Here is a 17,125-nt window from a genome sequence, read left to right as displayed (position 1 = left end):
TTGTAATATAAATATTAGTAACGCTTAATAGCTTTTAACTCACGAATATCTGCTTCAAAACTCTGAATTTCTTCAGCTGACACATATTTCTTTAATTGAACCATAGAGCCTTGGTAAAACTTAGTCATTGCATCGGCATAAGCCTTTCCAACATTATTGACTAAAACATCTGGCTTGCTTGCATGTTTTATTGCGCCGCCAATTGCTCCACCAATAATACTACTACCACCACCAGCTTTTGTTTCCCACTGAGTAATGTATTCCTCAGAGATATTTAACTTTGTTAAGTCCACTCTTTTTTGCGACATAACTTGACCAGTTAGTGGTTCAATAAACTTTATGATAAATGATCCATCTATTCTTATCGTACCAGTTTCTTGTGCATAAGAAGAAAAAGACTTGGTATTAACATTAGCTTTGCCGACTTTTATATCGAACTGAGGGACAATGGCTAAATAGCTATTCTTCTTGTCACCGTAGGTTATCTCATCAAAAGTTTCGTACGGACCTGAATAGGTGAACCCCTTACGTGTGATTAGAGTTTCAACACCATTTTGGAATGCACTTCTTACCTTTTCATTATATTGACCACGTATATTCACAAAATCACTAGAACGACTCGTATTTGCTTGTCCATATGGATTTTGAGTTGTATCACGCTGCTCATAGGCAGTAAAGGCGCCCCCTGGTTTAACTATTGCAATTTTCTTATCGACAGATGCCTGCTGGGCACCAAAATCAAAATTGGTATCTACGACTCCAGATTCATTTTTTACTGGGATTGCAGAACAAGCAGCCAAAGTTAAGGCGGCTACCAAAGTGATAGCTTTTTTCATTTAACATATTCCTTCATATTTAATAACAAGAGCGTGCATTTTACATCAAATGATTCAACTTTCATCATTGCTGATCATTTATTTATTTATAACAATAGCTTACGCACAAACCAAACAGTTACATTCACTATCAGAAGCATATTTTATTATTATAAACTCTGCCTAAGTTAATAAAGTTAAAATAATATGTTGAAGGCCCCTTAAAATAACTAACTGCGAGTTTGTAACACTTTGTAACACAGCAAGGGTTACTGTTTCACGTGGAACATCATATTTCTGTGAGCATAACATCACGCTTTACTAATAAAGCTAGCATCAGTGTTGCATCAAACTTTAACCAGAGTAAAATTAGCGCAATTGTTGAGTAAGAAGAATTGATATGACTAAAGATTTTACTGCCGCAGACCACCACTTAGATGCGCTTGGTTTACGTTGCCCAGAACCTGTAATGATGATCCGTAAAACTGTGCGTAAAATGGCAGAAGGTGAAAGCCTATTAATTACTGCTGATGATCCAGCAACCACCCGTGATATTCCAAGCTTTTGTGAGTTTATGGATCATACTCTTCTAGCAAGTGATACTAACCAAACACCATACAAATACCTGATTAAAAAAGGCCTCTAATCATGATTTCGTTACACGCTATTGCTTACAAAACTGCTAAAAAAGGGCCGATGAAGCCAGTATTTTGTGCCAAGGTAAGTTTATTAAAAGGCGTTGAAAACGATATTTTTGGAAAACCCGGAAAACGGCAAGTGACCGTCATGTCGCAGCAACAGTGGCAATTAGCCTGTAATGAAATTAATGCCGATTTAGACTGGTTAACCCGAAGAGCCAATATATTAATTGATGGCTATAAGTTTAGCGCCGCAGATGTTGGTAAAGTCATTAAACTTGGTAATGATGTTAGCTTACTGATTACCGGTGAAACCGACCCATGTAAAAAAATGGAGCAGTCACAGCAAGGTCTTGAAAAAGCCCTCACCCCAGATTGGCGTGGTGGCGTAACCTGTAAAGTGATAACTGAAGGCCTGATCCAAATTGATGATCAGGTTTCAATAATAACCATATAAGTGTGCCTATTGAGTTTTATCTTTAATGACAGTTGCACTGAGCAAAAATGAATAACTATTCAGTGCTTTATTACACTAAACAAACTTGCAAAATTAGATACATACTCACGTATTTTTATACGACTTAATTAAAACTCAGCTCGAAGCCCCCCACAATTTAACCAACATACAGCAATTTATCAGATTGAAATAGCTAAACACCCAGCTTCATATCGCTGAGCTGCAAATAATTATTCTACAGCCTAGCAGTCACCCGATAGCTGTCATTATTTGAAACAGAATATCTATTTAGTTATTGGCTAATATATGCGATAAATGTCATCAGATTTGTAACTCGCCAATAACACTAAGAAACATAAAAGTGTTAACGCGACCTATAACAATAATGACAACAAATGGACTGTGCATGCTAACTTCAAAAATAAAACCTCTCTACACTGCGATAGCGTTAAGCTTAGCAAGTGTTTCTCTTGCTGCTAATGCCTCTGATGATGCTTCTAAAGAAACAGAAAAATGGCAAGTTAATGCGCCTGCGAACGCGCCGCTAGAAAAACTCTCTATTGATGTCACCGAAGGCACATGGATGAATGTCAGCATTTCCCCTGACGGTAAGACCATAGTGTTTGACTTACTCGGTGATATTTATCAAATGCCAATAAAAGGTGGCGAGGCAAAAAAACTCGCTTCTGGCATCGCTTGGCAAATGCAGCCGGTATATAGCCCAGATGGCAAATATATTGCCTTCACCTCAGATGAAGATGGCGGTGATAATATTTGGGTAATGAATGCTGACGGTTCGAACCCACATCCTGTAACCAGTGAAACCTTCCGCTTGCTCAATAGCCCAGCTTGGAGCCCTGACTCACAATACTTAGTGGCCCGCAAGCATTTTACCGGTAGTCGCAGTTTAGGTGCTGGTGAAGTGTGGATGTATCACGTCGCTGGCGGCGAAGGGGTAAAATTAACTGAGCGTCCGAACGAACAAAAAGATTTAGGCGAGCCTGCCTATTCACCTGATGGCAGATATATTTATTTCAGCCAAGATGCTACCCCAGGCAAAACCTTTCACTACTCAAAAGATTCAGTAAAAGGTATTTATAAAATTAAGCGCTACGATACTCAGTCTGGTGATATAGAAGTATTACTTGAAGGCACTGGCGGCGCCATTCGCCCAACACCTAGCCCTGATGGCACCAAGTTAGCTTATATCAAACGTGATGGCTTCCAATCTTCGCTGTATTTACTCGATTTAAAATCAGGGGCGCAAACTAAGCTTTATGGTGATTTAGATCGTGATATGCAAGAAACATGGGCAATTCATGGTGTGTATCCGACCATGTCTTGGACCCAAGACAATGAACAAATTGTTTTTTGGGCCAAAGGTAAAATTAATAAATTAACCCTTGAAGACAAGTCTGTTGAGAATATTCCTTTCAGCGTTAAAACTGAATTAGAGGTGCAACCATCAGTACGCTTCACTCAAAATCTAGATAAGGATAATTTCGACGTAAAAATGCTGCGTATGGCACAAGTCTCACCTAACGGTGAAAAAGTGGTTTTTGAAGCATTAGGCAAACTTTGGATCCGTGATATTGAAGATGGTAAACAAAAGCGTTTAACTAGACTTGATGATGACGTTAATGAACTATTCCCGCAATGGTCACGGGACGGCAAGAATATCGTCTTTACCACTTGGAATGATCAAGACCAAGGCACCGTCAGTATTGTGAGTAGCAAAGGTGGTCGCAGTAAACAACTGACATCACTGCCAGGTAAATATGTCGAACCAACCTTTTCACCAGATGGTAAAACCGTTGTCTACCGTAAAGCGAAAGGCGGATATGTCACTCCTAGAACTTGGTCCCAAGAACCGGGTTTATATAAAGTTGATCTAAAGAATAAGCAAAATATCAAAGTTTCAGCTAGCGGTTATCAGCCACAATTTGGCGCTGATAATAATCGTGTCTTTTTTATGGATCACGGTAAAACCCCAGAACTGGCATCAATCAGTTTAGACGGCTTTGAAAAACGCACTCACTACACTAGCGAACATGCTACCGAATTTAGAGTATCGCCAAATGGTGAGCACCTTGCCTTTGCTGAACGCTTTAGAGTTTATGTCACCCCTTTTGCCAAGCATGGCGAAACCATCAAAATCAGCCCGAAAGCGAAAAACTTACCAGTAATGCAATTAAGTGCCCGCGCAGGTGAAAGCATTAGCTGGAACAGTAACAATGAAGAAATTTATTGGACTTTAGGCCCAGACCTTTATCAAGCCAAAGTGGATACTGACTACAACAGCGATGAGGAAGCTAAGCCTGAAGTTACTGCTATTGGTTTCACTAAAAAAGCAGATGTTCCACGTGGAACAATCGCATTTGTTGGTGGCAAAATCATTACCATGGAAAATGACCAAGTTATTGATAATGGTGTTGTCATCGTTAAAGATAATAAAATTGTCAATGTTGGCGATGCTAACTTAACCATTCCAACTGATTCACAAGTCATCGACATTAAAGGTAAAACTTTAATGCCAGGTTTATTTGATGCCCATGCTCATGGTAGCCAAGCAGATGATGAAATCACGCCACAGCAAAACTGGCAATTATACTCAGCACTGTCATTGGGCGTGACTGCAATACATGATCCGTCAAATGACACCACTGAGATTTTTGCAGCATCAGAGCAACAAAAAGCCGGTAATATTGTGGGTCCGCGTATATTCTCAACCGGAACTATTTTATACGGCGCTAATGCACCAGGTTACACATCCCATGTAGATTCACTGGATGATGCAAAATTCCATTTAGAGCGTCTTAAAAAGGTAGGCGCTTTCAGCGTGAAAAGTTACAACCAACCACGTCGTAACCAACGCCAACAAGTGATTCAGGCTGCCCGTGAATTAGAAATGATGGTGGTTCCTGAAGGTGGTAGTTTGCTGCAGCATAACTTGTCGATGATTGCTGATGGCCATACCACTGTCGAACACTCATTACCCGTTGGTTCTATCTATAGCGATATTAAACAGTTCTGGAGTCAAACCAAAGTCGGTTATACCCCAACACTGGTTGTCGCATATGGCGGTATTTCTGGCGAGCATTACTGGTACGATAAAACTGATGTTTGGGCACACCCTCGCTTAAGCATGTATGTTCCGTCTGATATTCTTAATGCCCGCTCAATGAGAAGAACAACTGCACCGGATGAACATTACAATCACTTCAATGTGGCACGGGTTGCCAATGAGCTAAATGATATTGGCATCAAACCCAATATTGGTGCTCATGGTCAACGTGAAGGTTTAGCGGCGCACTGGGAAATGTGGATGTTTGCTCAAGGTGGTATGAGCAATATGGATGTGCTGAAAACAGCAACCATAAACCCTGCAACCACCTTCGGTATGGATCATCAAATAGGCTCAATTAAAGCCGGTAAACTAGCTGATATTATTGTGATTGACGGCGACCCATTAACTGATATTCGTGTGACTGATAAAGTGTCTTACACCATGGTCAATGGTAAGTTATTTGATTCAGAAACCATGAATCAATTGAATGGCGAAGAAGTTAGCCGTAAACCATTTTTCTTTGAGAAAAAAGATTAATACTGAGGCAACAAGCTTAGGCTAATCGAAAATGATTTAGCAAAAAAAGAAAAGGATGTTCCACGTGGAACATCCTTTTTTTATTTGCTAAAAAACTGCGTTAAACAAAATCGCTTCCATAACAAAAACAATCTGTTGTATGGTCATTAACCATACCTACCGCTTGCATAAAAGCATAACAAATAGTTGGCCCTACAAAGTTAAACCCAAGCTTTTTAAGTGCTTTAGACATGGCCTCAGATTCTGCTGTTTGAGCAGGTAAATCCGCCGAAGTTAAATAATGATTTACGACAGGCTTACCGCCAACAAACTGCCAAAGAAATTCAGAAAAATCATTACCCTGCTCAACAAAGGCTAAATAGGCTTTGGCATTTCGAATAATAGAATTAACCTTTAGACGGTTCCTGATAATTCCAGGGTTTAATAGTAATTCTTCGACTTTGGCATCATCGAATGTGGCAATCACTTTTGGATCAAAATTGGCAAACAAAGCTTGGTAATTGTGTTGCTTCTTTAAAATGGTGATCCAAGATAATCCTGCTTGCTGACCATCCAAGCAAAGCTTTTCAAATAACTCGATGGGATCATAAACAGGCCGCCCCCAAACATTGTCATGATAGTCTTGATAAATAGGGTCATCACTGACCCAACCACAACGTTGTTGAACCATTTATTGAGTCCTTTAATATTTTTAATCTCTACGTTAAAAAATAACCTACATAAGCCTTTATCTACAAGGTATAATCAAAACCATTTTCTATTTATAGCCTAACCAGTAGATAAGCGGACATGACGACGAAACACGACGTAAAAACATTCCAGGGCTTTATTATGACCCTGCAGGAATTCTGGGCGCAGCAAGGTTGCGCAATAGTTCAACCATTAGACATGGAAGTTGGCGCTGGTACATTCCACCCAATGACATTCTTGCGCTCATTAGGCCCAGAGCCTATGAGTAGTGCTTATGTTCAGCCATGTCGTCGCCCTACCGATGGCCGTTACGGTGAAAACCCTAACCGTCTACAACACTACTATCAATTTCAAGTAGTGCTTAAGCCTTCTCCTAGCAATATTCAAGAGCTATACCTTGGCTCTTTAGAAGCACTAGGCGTAGATATGGGCGTCCATGATGTTCGCTTCGTAGAAGACAACTGGGAATCACCTACATTAGGTGCTTGGGGTCTAGGTTGGGAAGTTTGGTTAAACGGTATGGAAGTATCGCAATTTACCTACTTCCAACAAGTGGGCGGTTTAGAGTGTAAGCCTGTAACTGGTGAAATCACTTACGGCCTTGAACGTCTTGCGATGTATATCCAAGAAGTTGATAGCGTATATGACCTAGTATGGACAGACGGTCCAATGGGTAAAGTGATGTATGGTGATATTTTCCATCAGAACGAAGTTGAGCAATCAACCTATAACTTTGAACACGCCAATGTAGAAGTACTATTCAAGCAGTTTGATGATTGTGAAGTCGCTTGTCAGCATTTACTTGACCTTGAAAAGCCATTGCCTCTTCCTGCATACGAACAAGTAATGAAAGCATCTCATGCCTTTAACTTACTTGATGCTCGCCACGCGATTTCGGTTACTGAACGTCAACGTTATATTTTACGTGTACGTACTATGGCCAAAGGTGTTGCAGAGTCTTACTACCAAGCCCGTGAAGCGCTTGGTTTCCCAATGTGTAAGTAGAGGTAAATAGAATGAATGTTGAAAACTTACTCATTGAAGTGGGTACGGAAGAATTACCGCCAAAAGCATTACGTAAATTAGCTGAATCATTTTTAGCTAACTTCAGCGAAGAGCTAACCAAAGCTGAGTTGGCCTTTGAAAAAGCCACTTGGTACGCTGCGCCGCGCCGTTTAGCTATTAGCATTGAACAACTTGCTGTAGCTCAAGCTGACAAGGTCGTTGAAAAACGTGGCCCTGCTGTTGCCCAAGCATTTGATGCTGATGGCAACCCAACGAAAGCAGCTATGGGCTGGGCTCGTGGTAACGGCATCACTGTGGAACAAGCTGAGCGCTTGAAAACAGATAAAGGCGAATGGTTATTACACCAAGCTAAAGTGGTTGGCGTAGAAACTAAATCACTGATCGCAGCCATGGCGCAAAAAGCATTAGATAAGTTACCAATTCCTAAGCCAATGCGCTGGGGAAGTAACACCACACAATTTATCCGTCCGGTTCATACCGTTACTATGCTATTAGGTGATGAGTTAGTTGATGGTGAATTGTTAGGTATCAAATCAGCACGTACTATTCGTGGTCACCGCTTCATGGGCGTTGATACCTTCGAGTTAGATCATGCTGACAACTACTTAGCCGCTCTTGAGCAGCAAGGTAAGGTTTTAGCTGATTACCAACGTCGTAAAGATATTATCAAGACTAACGCTGAAGCTGCAGCCAAAGACATTGGCGGTGTAGCAGAACTTGAAGATGACTTACTTGAAGAAGTCACCTCTTTAGTTGAATGGCCTGTCGTCTTAACTGCTAGCTTTGAAGAAAAGTTTTTAGACGTACCGGCTGAAGCCTTGGTTTACACCATGAAAGGCGATCAGAAATACTTCCCTGTATTTGATAAAGCCGGCCAGTTGCTACCAAACTTTATCTTCGTGACTAATATCGAATCTAAAGATCCACAGCAGATTATTTCAGGTAACGAAAAAGTAGTTCGTCCTCGTTTAGCTGATGCTGAGTTCTTCTTTGAAACAGATAAGAAAGAGTCATTAGAAGCGCGCCTTGCTAGCTTAGAAACGGTTGTATTCCAAAAGCAATTAGGCACGATTAAACAACGTGTTGAACGTATCTCTGCAATAGCCGGTTTTATTGCCACCAGCATTGATGCCAACAGCGAAGAAGCGAGCCGTGCAGGTTTACTGTCTAAGTCAGACTTAATGACCAATATGGTGATGGAGTTTACTGATCTTCAAGGCACTATGGGCATGCACTATGCACGCTTAAATGGTGAAACTGAAGCTGTCGCGGTTGCTTTAGCTGAGCAATACAAGCCAAAGTTCTCTGGCGATACCGTGCCTACTGCACCTATTTCAATCTGTGTCGCGCTAGCTGAAAAGCTTGATACCTTAGTGGGTATTTTCGGTATTGGCCAAGCCCCTAAGGGTGCTGCAGATCCATTCGCACTGCGTCGTGCAGCGATTGGTATTTTACGTATTTGTTTAGAAAACAACTTGCCATTAGACTTAGTTGATTTAATTGATAAAGCAAAACAATTACACGGTGAAAACCTCACTAACGACAATGTGTCTGAGCAAGTGCTTGAATTCTTCATGGGTCGTTTCCGCTCTTGGTATCAAGATCAAGGCGTCAGCGTTGACGTTATTCTTGCAGTGCTGGCACGTAAGCCTACTGCACCGGCTGACTTTGAAAGCCGTATTAAAGCTGTGGCGCACTTCAGAACGTTAGAGCAAGCCTCTGCTTTAGCTGCGGCTAACAAGCGTGTTTCTAACATTCTAGCCAAAGTTGAAGGCGAGACTGCCACTAGCATTGATGCCAGTTTATTGGTTGAACCTGCTGAGAAAGCATTAGCTGAAAAGTTAGCTGAACTGCAACCACAGCTTGCGCCATTATTTGCTGCGGCAAACTACCAAGAAGCGTTAGCATTACTGGCGAACCTGCGTGAAAGCGTTGATGCCTTCTTTGAAGGTGTCATGGTAATGGCTGATGATGAAGCCCTTAAGAATAACCGCTTAGCATTACTAAATAGCCTGCGTGAGCAATTCTTACATGCTGCAGATATCTCACTACTACAATAATAGTTAACCCTATTAAGTTGTAAAAAAAACGCGCTTTAACATCAGTTAAGCGCGTTTTTTATTGGCTGATTTTTAAAGCCTCATGATTAATTTTAAATGAAGACTTCGAATCAAATATTAAAAGCTAATCAGTTTTTGATGGAAAACATCAAACTCAGATTGATTCAAACCGACTTGCTGCAATAGCTGCTGTAAATCATCTTGTTCAAGTTTATCTTTTTGCCGCAACATAGAACACTCACTGATGATATTTGCCCGCCATACAGCCAATGCCATCATGTCTGTTGGACGATAATCAGAATTAGCTAATTGTGCTAGCTGAAACTCAAACTGTGCTGGCAGCTGCCAATGCTTCGCCAGTAACGCACTTAGCCCTAACGACTTAGTGGTCATCACTTGCTTAAACAATGCCGAACTTGGCTGTTCACCCGGCTCGGCTTTTTCAAAGGCATCCAGCAGCATTTTGAAAATGGCGATTTTGCCAACATCATGAAGTAATCCCAGTAAAAACACCGTATCAGCATCTTCTTCAGCTAAGTCACTGGCAATAAAAGCCACTTGCATTGAATGACGCCAAATTTCAGCGCCAAAACGCCTAAAGTAAATCGGCTTAATATCAATCATTTCTTTCACTAAACAACTGCGAACAAACTGACGTAATTGCGCTCGCCCTAACTGCACAATAGCTTGGTGTAGATTAGTAATATCTTTGCCTGAACGCTTAAAAGCACTTGAGTTGCATAACTTTAATACTTCGACGCTCAGTACCGGATCTTGCTCAATTAACTGCAGTACTTGTTTGGTTTCAATCCCATCTTGGGATAGTTTATGGTCAAGCTCGGTTATGCGCCTTGGCAGTTTTAACACCTTGGCAGCAATATCTTGAGGTGCACTAAAAGCGATGTCGATTTCGGCTAATATGCTACGTTCAAGATTATTAGCCATGCCACCAGTTTTATGGCTACTCATAGGAAAAAGTAGACTATAAAACAGCGCCGACAAATCTATTTGTTGCGCCTCTTCTGGTGTTTCACTTGAGTTGCTTAAGTATGATTTAGTTTGCCTTACATATGAGTTACTAGAGCACAGTTTCGAGTCTGTAGCGCTTGACTCTTGGGTGTTAGCCGATAGCAATGAATGCTGCTCATTTAATGCTTTGGCTTGTTTGACCTCAACGGCCGGTCTTAAATTAAAAATCTTATTGAATAGCTTTTTAAACACAATAAATTACCTACACTTCAGGTAAATATACAACAGTGACAAGATGAGTTTGTAGAGATTACCGATAAAAAAATGGGCGCCTTAAGGCACCCATTTAATGTATTTTAAACTCGACTACACGTCTAAGTTAGCAACGTTTAGCGCGTTAGTTTCAATGAAGTCACGACGCGGTTCAACTTGATCGCCCATCAAACAAGTAAACAATTGATCAGCGCCTACGGCATCTTCAATGGTGACTTGTAGCATACGACGAGTTTCAGGATCCATTGTAGTTTCCCACAATTGCTCAGGGTTCATTTCACCCAATCCTTTATAACGTTGGATGTACAAACCACGTTTAGCTTCAGACATAGTCCAATCAAGCGCCTCTAAGAAGCTATCAACTTCTTTCATACGCTCGCCACGTTTAACATAGCCGCCTTCTTCAATCATACCGTCTAATGCTGAGCCTAACTTAGCAATACGTTGGTAATCATTTGATTGGAAGAAGTCGTAACTAAATACGTAGTTAGTATCAATACCATGCTTACGGATTGTTAGGCTTGGTAGGTATACCTGACGCTCAGGATCTAATTGTGGTTCAATGTTATAAATAACGCCGTCAGTTTCAATCTCAATAAGGTCAGCGACAAAGGCATCACACCACTGCTTCATTTGTGCTTCGTCAGCCAGCATTTCATTGTTCAGTGCTGGGTGGTAAAGCATACGGTTACAAATAACCGTTGGGTAACGCTTAGTTAAACGCTCAATAACCGCTTCAACCTCACGATACTGGCTCACTAAACGCTCTAGTGGCTCACCTGTCATACCTGGTGCACCCGCAGAAGGGTAAATATGAGTACCATCTAACGCTTGAGTGGTTAAGTATTCCGTTAGTGCTGGCTCATCTTTTAGGTACTGCTCTTGCTTACCTTTTTTAACTTTAAATAAAGGTGGTTGAGCAATATAGATGTAACCACGTTCAATCAACTCTGGCATTTGACGGAAGAAGAAAGTCAACAGCAGCGTACGAATGTGCGAGCCATCGACGTCAGCATCGGTCATGATGATGATGTTGTGATAACGGGTTTTCTCAGGATCATAATCATCACGGCCAATACCACAACCTAATGCAGTGATCAGCGTCGCGACCTCTTGAGAAGATAACATTTTATCGAAACGTGCTTTTTCAACGTTAAGAATTTTACCTTTTAGCGGAAGAATAGCTTGGTTTTTACGGTTACGTCCCTGCTTGGCTGATCCGCCAGCAGAGTCCCCTTCCACTATGTATATTTCAGAAAGCCCAGGGTCTTTCTCTTGGCAATCAGCAAGCTTACCTGGCAAACCACCTAAATCTAATGCGCCTTTACGACGGGTCATTTCACGGGCTTTACGCGCCGCTTCACGAGCACGTGCCGCATCAACGATTTTACCAACAATTAATTTTGCATACGTTGGGTTTTCTAATAGGTAATCATTTAATTGCTCACCCATTGTTTGTTCAACCGCACCTTTCACTTCACTCGACACTAACTTGTCTTTAGTTTGTGAACTGAATTTAGGATCTGGCACTTTTACTGAAATAACCGCGGTTAACCCTTCACGAGCATCATCACCCGTTGCATTGGTTTTACCTTTTTTATTGAAACCTTCACGCTCCATATAGTTATTTAAGTTACGGGTTAATGCACCCCGGAAACCCGCTAAGTGAGTACCGCCATCACGTTGTGGGATGTTATTGGTAAAACAGAAAATCTTTTCTTGATAACCGTCATTCCACTGCATTGCCACTTCAACGGTAATGCCGTCTTCACGCTCTTGAGTAAAGTGGAAAACCTCTTTATTCACCGGCGTTTTATTGAGGTTAAGGTAATCAACGAAAGCACTGATGCCGCCTTCGTATTTAAAGAATTCATCACGGCCATCACGTTCATCAACTAAACGGATACCCACACCTGAGTTCAAGAATGATAATTCACGAACACGTTTAGCCAAGATGTCAAAGTGGAATAGCACATCTGAGAATGTTTCACTGCTTGGCCAGAAACGGATTGAAGTACCGGTTTTTTCTGATTCACCCACTGGGGTGATTGGCGTATCAGGTACACCCATTGAATAAAACTGCTCGTAAACTTTACCGTTACGACGAATGGTCATTTGCAGTTTTTCAGATAATGCGTTTACAACCGAAACACCAACACCGTGTAAGCCACCTGATACTTTATAAGAGTTATCATCAAACTTACCACCGGCATGAAGTACCGTCATAATAACTTCGGCAGCGGACACACCTTCTTCTTCATGAACCTCTACAGGAATACCACGGCCATCATCTTGTACTGATACCGAGCCATCTGAATGAATGGTGATAGTAATGTCACTACAGTGGCCTGCTAAGGCTTCATCGATAGAGTTATCGACCACTTCGAATACCATGTGATGAAGACCTGTACCATCGTCAGTATCGCCGATGTACATCCCTGGTCTCTTACGAACAGCATCAAGGCCTTTTAAAACCTTAATACTCGAAGAATCATAACTATTCTCTGACATATTTCTCTCTCGTTTTTATTCAACTACCGTGACTTGCCCATGTTCCACATGAAACATCTTACTTGGTGGGCTAGCCAGCGAATCGACTATTGCAACAGGATCAATCGCTGTGACAAAAATTTGTGCACCGGTTTCGGTTAACTGTTTTAGTAATAGTTGCCTATGCTGAGCATCTAACTCAGATGGAAGATCATCCACTAGGTAAATACTATGCTTGTTTTGCTGTTTTTGAAGCAATTTACCCTGTGCAAGGCGCAGTGCACAGACTAATAATTTTAACTGTCCTCGGGATAACGCATCCTGTACCGGTAAGCTGCCAACGCGTAATCGTAAATCCGCTTTATGTGGTCCACTGCCGGTATTTCCCGATGCTAAATCTCGGTGATATTGAGTTTTAAGTAACTCGGCAAATTCCGTTTTGCTATCCCAGCCACGGGTAAAGGAAACCTTAATATCAACCCGTGGTAAAAACTCTTCGATTATACCCTTAAGTAGCTCATTTAACGAGTCCACATATTGATTTCGTATCGAAGTAACCTGCTCAGCATAACGCACCAATTCCTTATCCCAAAATTGTATATTGGTGTAAGAGGCTCCATCTCTAAGAAGCTGATTTCTTTGCTTTAAAATTCTTCTGGTATTCACCCATGCCGTATAAAAATGACTGTCAGCATGAAAAGCTCCCCAGTCGATAAACTGCCGGCGTGCTTTTGGGCCTTCAAATAGTAAAGAAAAACTTTCAGGGGTGATAACTTGAATAGGTAACGTCTCAGCTAATACCGATAATCGCTTCACGTTATCGCCATTAAATTTAACATCAATGTCGCCATTGCGGAACCGTCTAAGGCCTAATTTAGCTTCGCCATTAGGCATTTCGAGCTTGGCAAACAAGGTCAGTTGATCTTGCTCAATATTGATAACCCGCTGGGACAGATGGCTACGAAACGAACGCCCCATACCGAGAAAATAAATGGCTTCTAAAATGCTGGTTTTACCACTGCCATTTTCACCATAAATTAAATTAAGCCCATCACTTGGCGCTAATGTCGCTGACAAAATATTTCGGAAATGTTCGATATTGAGGCGGGTTAAACTCATGGAAAATAAACAGACCCTAATTTAAAAAGAGTGAAACGAAAGAAGGTGCCTTAATGTAGCACCTTCTTGGGGTAAAACGTTATAGTTAAACGGCGCTTAATCAAGTTTAAGCGACTATTTACTTATAAGCGCATTGGCATAACCACGTACATAGAGTCTTCTTCTGCGTGGTTTTCAATTAGTGCGCTTGAGTTACCGTCTATTAAGGTTATTCTAACATCATCACTGGCTAAATTATTTAATACGTCCAATAGATAGCTGACGTTAAAGCCAATTTCTAGGTTATCTGAGTTGTATTCAACATCGATAATCTCTTCTGCTTCTTCTTGCTCCGGGTTATTGGCGGTAATGCGCAATAATCCCGGCTCAAGCTGAATACGCACACCTCTGAACTTCTCATTCGACAAAATAGAAGCACGGGTTAACGCTTGTTTTAATTGATTACGACTAGCCACCACAATTTTGGTGCCGCCTTTAGGTAATACGCGGCGATAATCAGGGAAACGACCATCGACTAATTTACTGGTGAATACCGCATTGGCAGTAATCGCACGAATCGCACTATCACCAATCGCAATGGTAATATCACTGTCTTCACTTTCAAGTAAACGCGCCATTTCAACCACGCCTTTACGCGGCACAATCACTTGCTTCTCAGGTAAGCTGGTTTCTATTTGACGATGACTTAATGCTAAGCGATGACCGTCTGTGGCAATGGCCTTTAAGGTGTTACCTGCGGTTTCAAATAACAAGCCATTTAGATAATAACGCACATCTTGGTTTGCCATTGAAAATTGTGTCGAGTCAATAATCGACTTCAAAGTGCCCTGCTTTAAGCTAAATTCAATTTCAGCTTCAAACGCTTCAACATTGGGATAATCTGATGCTGGCAAGGTCGCCAGTGAAAAACGACTACGGCCTGAGCGTAATAACCATTTGTTCTCTTGCTGCTCAATTTTAATTTCAACTTGCTCAGGAAGAGATTTAACAATATCTAATAATTTTTTAGCCGGAACTGTGGTGCGTCCCACTTCAACTTCACCTTGGATGGGAGCTTGACCGACAAGCTCAACCTCTAAGTCCGTACCAGTAAGCTTAAGTGAGCCCTCACTAACTTCAACAAGTAGATTAGATAAAATTGGCAAGTTATGGCGTCTTTCTACTGCGCCACAAACCAACTGAAGTGGTTTTAATAGGGCATCCCTATCAATTGAAAATTTCATTCGTCTCAATTTCCCGATATTAAGAAGATAAGGTACGTATCAAGTTAGCATAATCTTCTTTAATGTCATGACTTTCTTCACGTAACTGAGCAATTTTTCTGCATGCATGTAATACAGTAGTATGATCACGACCACCAAATGCGTCACCAATTTCAGGCAAGCTTTGGTTAGTTAACTCTTTTGATAATGCCATTGCCACTTGACGTGGTCTGGCAACACTGCGCGAACGGCGCTTAGATAACATGTCAGCCATTTTAATTTTGTAATATTCAGCAACGGTTTTCTGAATATTATCAATGGTGACTAACTTTTCTTGTAACGCCAGTAAATCACGTAATGCTTCACGGACAAAATCAATGGTAATTGGACGTCCGGTAAAATTAGCATTAGCAATAACGCGATTTAATGCGCCTTCTAATTCACGCACATTTGAGCGCAAACGCTTAGCAATAAAAAATGCCACTTCATCAGGCAGATTAATGCCGCTCTCTTGTGCTTTACGCATTAAGATCGCCACACGGGTTTCAAGTTCTGGCGGTTCAATGGCAACGGTTAGGCCCCAACCAAAGCGAGATTTTAAGCGATCTTCAACACCATCGATTTCCTTGGGATATTTATCCGAAGTTAAAATGACTTGATGGTTACCTTCAAGTAATGCGTTAAAGGTATGGAAGAATTCTTCTTGAGAACGATCTTTATTGGCAAAAAATTGAATGTCATCAATAAATAATGCATCAACACTGCGGTAGTAACGTTTGAAATCTTCGATGGCGTTATTTTGCAGTGCTTTAACCATGTCCTGAACAAAGCGCTCAGAATGCATGTAAACCACTTTGGCATTGGGATTATTTTTGATGATCCCATTGCCAACAGCGTGTAATAAATGGGTTTTACCTAAACCAGTACCACCATATAAAAATAGTGGGTTATAGGCGCCACCTGGATTTTCAGCCACTTGAAGTGCAGCCGCTTTACCCAGTTGGTTTGATTTACCTTCAACAAAATTATCAAACTGGTAAGTCGGATTAATGTTACTGCGGTGGTTAGCATGCTCAACCGGTTCAGCTTGAGTATTAAACGAAGTACTAACGCGCGCTTTAGTATGGGTATTTTGAGGTTTCTTTATTTCAGCAATCACTGGTGCTGCAGGTTTAGCTGCAGACGGACGACTACCAATATCAAAACGCAGCTTAGGCGCATTGCCACCTAACTGTTCAGTGAAAAATTGATTAATGATATTGATATACTTATCACGAACCCAATCGAGCACAAAACGATTCGGCGCATAAAGTACCAAGGTATCACCATCCATTTCAGCTTGCAGCGGACGGATCCACATACTGAATTGCTGCGCAGACAATTCGTCTTGCAGTCTGCCGATACATTGTTGCCACAGTGAAACCGCCACTAAAAATCCTTAAATACCGTTTGTTGAAGGAGGGGTATTCTATCGTTAGATCTCAATGATCGCTATCGATAAAAAAAATTTTATCCCCAAGCTGATCATTGTATGTGGATATCTGTGATCTTTGAAGATCAAAATCGATCTATTTATTATGAATTGTTCATAGATCCTGCTTTATTAACCGATCAACATTGATCTATAATAGCGCGGCTTTGATCTAGTAAAACTATCTTAGATCCACTACATATTGTGTTGGTACACAGAGTTATCCACATCCTGTGGTAGATTTTTAGGGTACTTATCAAAGTTAAATTGGTAAAAATTGTTCATATAGTCATTTTCCTAGTTGACGGTAG

Annotated in this window: 12 protein-coding genes; 5 read left to right on the top strand and 7 right to left on the bottom strand. The window is 41.2% G+C overall.

The window, feature by feature from the left end; all coding sequences use genetic code 11:
• Window positions 1-14: 14 nt before the first annotated feature.
• Window positions 15-836, bottom strand: a complete 822-nt coding sequence (locus tag Q4591_RS11855) for an HpaA family protein (protein WP_303461180.1) — start codon at window positions 834-836, stop codon at window positions 15-17.
• 379 nt (window positions 837-1,215) lie between these two features.
• On the opposite strand from Q4591_RS11855, the gene tusA reads away from it, so the two are divergent.
• The 3 genes from tusA to Q4591_RS11840 all read left to right on the top strand — a co-directional run bounded on the left by tusA (window position 1,216) and on the right by Q4591_RS11840 (window position 5,514).
• Entirely contained in the window at window positions 1,216-1,461 is a 246-nt protein-coding gene (gene tusA, locus Q4591_RS11850) for a sulfurtransferase TusA (protein WP_102436430.1), read from the top strand.
• Between the two features lie 2 nt (window positions 1,462-1,463).
• A complete protein-coding gene (locus Q4591_RS11845; RefSeq protein WP_102436428.1) occupies window positions 1,464-1,910 on the top strand; it encodes an MOSC domain-containing protein in 447 nt (148 codons plus the stop codon).
• A gap of 406 nt (window positions 1,911-2,316) precedes the next feature.
• The gene (locus tag Q4591_RS11840) at window positions 2,317-5,514 is read left to right on the top strand and encodes an amidohydrolase family protein (RefSeq protein WP_303461178.1); all 3,198 of its coding nucleotides are present in this window, start codon (window positions 2,317-2,319) and stop codon (window positions 5,512-5,514) included.
• 100 nt (window positions 5,515-5,614) lie between these two features.
• Here Q4591_RS11840 and Q4591_RS11835 read toward each other — a convergent pair whose 3' ends face one another.
• Complete coding sequence (locus Q4591_RS11835) at window positions 5,615-6,184, bottom strand: DNA-3-methyladenine glycosylase I (RefSeq protein WP_102436424.1); 570 nt, start codon at window positions 6,182-6,184, stop codon at window positions 5,615-5,617.
• A 119-nt stretch (window positions 6,185-6,303) separates the two neighbouring features.
• Here Q4591_RS11835 and glyQ point away from each other — a divergent pair, with 119 nt between their 5' ends.
• Complete coding sequence (glyQ, locus tag Q4591_RS11830) at window positions 6,304-7,209, top strand: glycine--tRNA ligase subunit alpha (RefSeq protein ID WP_102436422.1); 906 nt, start codon at window positions 6,304-6,306, stop codon at window positions 7,207-7,209.
• A gap of 11 nt (window positions 7,210-7,220) precedes the next feature.
• Window positions 7,221-9,290, top strand: a complete 2,070-nt coding sequence (gene glyS, locus Q4591_RS11825; protein ID WP_303446252.1) for a glycine--tRNA ligase subunit beta — start codon at window positions 7,221-7,223, stop codon at window positions 9,288-9,290.
• A gap of 117 nt (window positions 9,291-9,407) precedes the next feature.
• Here the strand turns inward: glyS and Q4591_RS11820 are convergent, their stop codons facing one another.
• The 5 genes from Q4591_RS11820 to dnaA form a co-directional block, all read right to left on the bottom strand.
• Window positions 9,408-10,511 carry an HDOD domain-containing protein gene (locus Q4591_RS11820; protein WP_303461176.1) on the bottom strand — a complete coding sequence of 368 codons (1,104 nt, stop codon included), beginning with the start codon at window positions 10,509-10,511 and terminating at the stop codon, window positions 9,408-9,410.
• A 114-nt stretch (window positions 10,512-10,625) separates the two neighbouring features.
• A complete protein-coding gene (gene gyrB / locus Q4591_RS11815; RefSeq protein WP_102436416.1) occupies window positions 10,626-13,043 on the bottom strand; it encodes a DNA topoisomerase (ATP-hydrolyzing) subunit B in 2,418 nt (805 codons plus the stop codon).
• A gap of 15 nt (window positions 13,044-13,058) precedes the next feature.
• Entirely contained in the window at window positions 13,059-14,141 is a 1,083-nt protein-coding gene (gene recF, locus Q4591_RS11810) for a DNA replication/repair protein RecF (protein ID WP_102475866.1), read from the bottom strand.
• A 122-nt stretch (window positions 14,142-14,263) separates the two neighbouring features.
• Window positions 14,264-15,364, bottom strand: coding sequence for a DNA polymerase III subunit beta (dnaN, locus tag Q4591_RS11805; protein ID WP_102436412.1), 1,101 nt, complete (start codon window positions 15,362-15,364; stop codon window positions 14,264-14,266).
• A gap of 19 nt (window positions 15,365-15,383) precedes the next feature.
• Entirely contained in the window at window positions 15,384-16,772 is a 1,389-nt protein-coding gene (gene dnaA / locus Q4591_RS11800; protein ID WP_076541770.1) for a chromosomal replication initiator protein DnaA, read from the bottom strand.
• Between the last annotated feature and the right edge of the window lie 353 nt (window positions 16,773-17,125).

This window comes from Shewanella sp. 3_MG-2023 (genome assembly GCF_030548765.1).
Lineage (GTDB): Bacteria > Pseudomonadota > Gammaproteobacteria > Enterobacterales > Shewanellaceae > Shewanella.
The sequence above is the reverse complement of the archived record's forward strand: the minus strand, read 5'-3'. Positions and strand labels throughout refer to the sequence as shown.

Excerpts from the sequence above, each read along its gene's own strand:
- Q4591_RS11855 (WP_303461180.1), bottom strand. The coding sequence starts at position 836 with ATGAAAAAAGCTATCACTTTGGTAGCCGCCTTAACTTTGGCTGCTTGT.
- tusA (WP_102436430.1), top strand. The coding sequence starts at position 1,216 with ATGACTAAAGATTTTACTGCCGCAGACCACCACTTAGATGCGCTTGGT.
- Q4591_RS11845 (WP_102436428.1), top strand. The coding sequence starts at position 1,464 with ATGATTTCGTTACACGCTATTGCTTACAAAACTGCTAAAAAAGGGCCG.
- Q4591_RS11840 (WP_303461178.1), top strand. The coding sequence starts at position 2,317 with ATGCTAACTTCAAAAATAAAACCTCTCTACACTGCGATAGCGTTAAGC.
- Q4591_RS11835 (WP_102436424.1), bottom strand. The coding sequence starts at position 6,184 with ATGGTTCAACAACGTTGTGGTTGGGTCAGTGATGACCCTATTTATCAA.
- glyQ (WP_102436422.1), top strand. The coding sequence starts at position 6,304 with ATGACGACGAAACACGACGTAAAAACATTCCAGGGCTTTATTATGACC.
- glyS (WP_303446252.1), top strand. The coding sequence starts at position 7,221 with ATGAATGTTGAAAACTTACTCATTGAAGTGGGTACGGAAGAATTACCG.
- gyrB (WP_102436416.1), bottom strand. The coding sequence starts at position 13,043 with ATGTCAGAGAATAGTTATGATTCTTCGAGTATTAAGGTTTTAAAAGGC.
- recF (WP_102475866.1), bottom strand. The coding sequence starts at position 14,141 with ATGAGTTTAACCCGCCTCAATATCGAACATTTCCGAAATATTTTGTCA.
- dnaN (WP_102436412.1), bottom strand. The coding sequence starts at position 15,364 with ATGAAATTTTCAATTGATAGGGATGCCCTATTAAAACCACTTCAGTTG.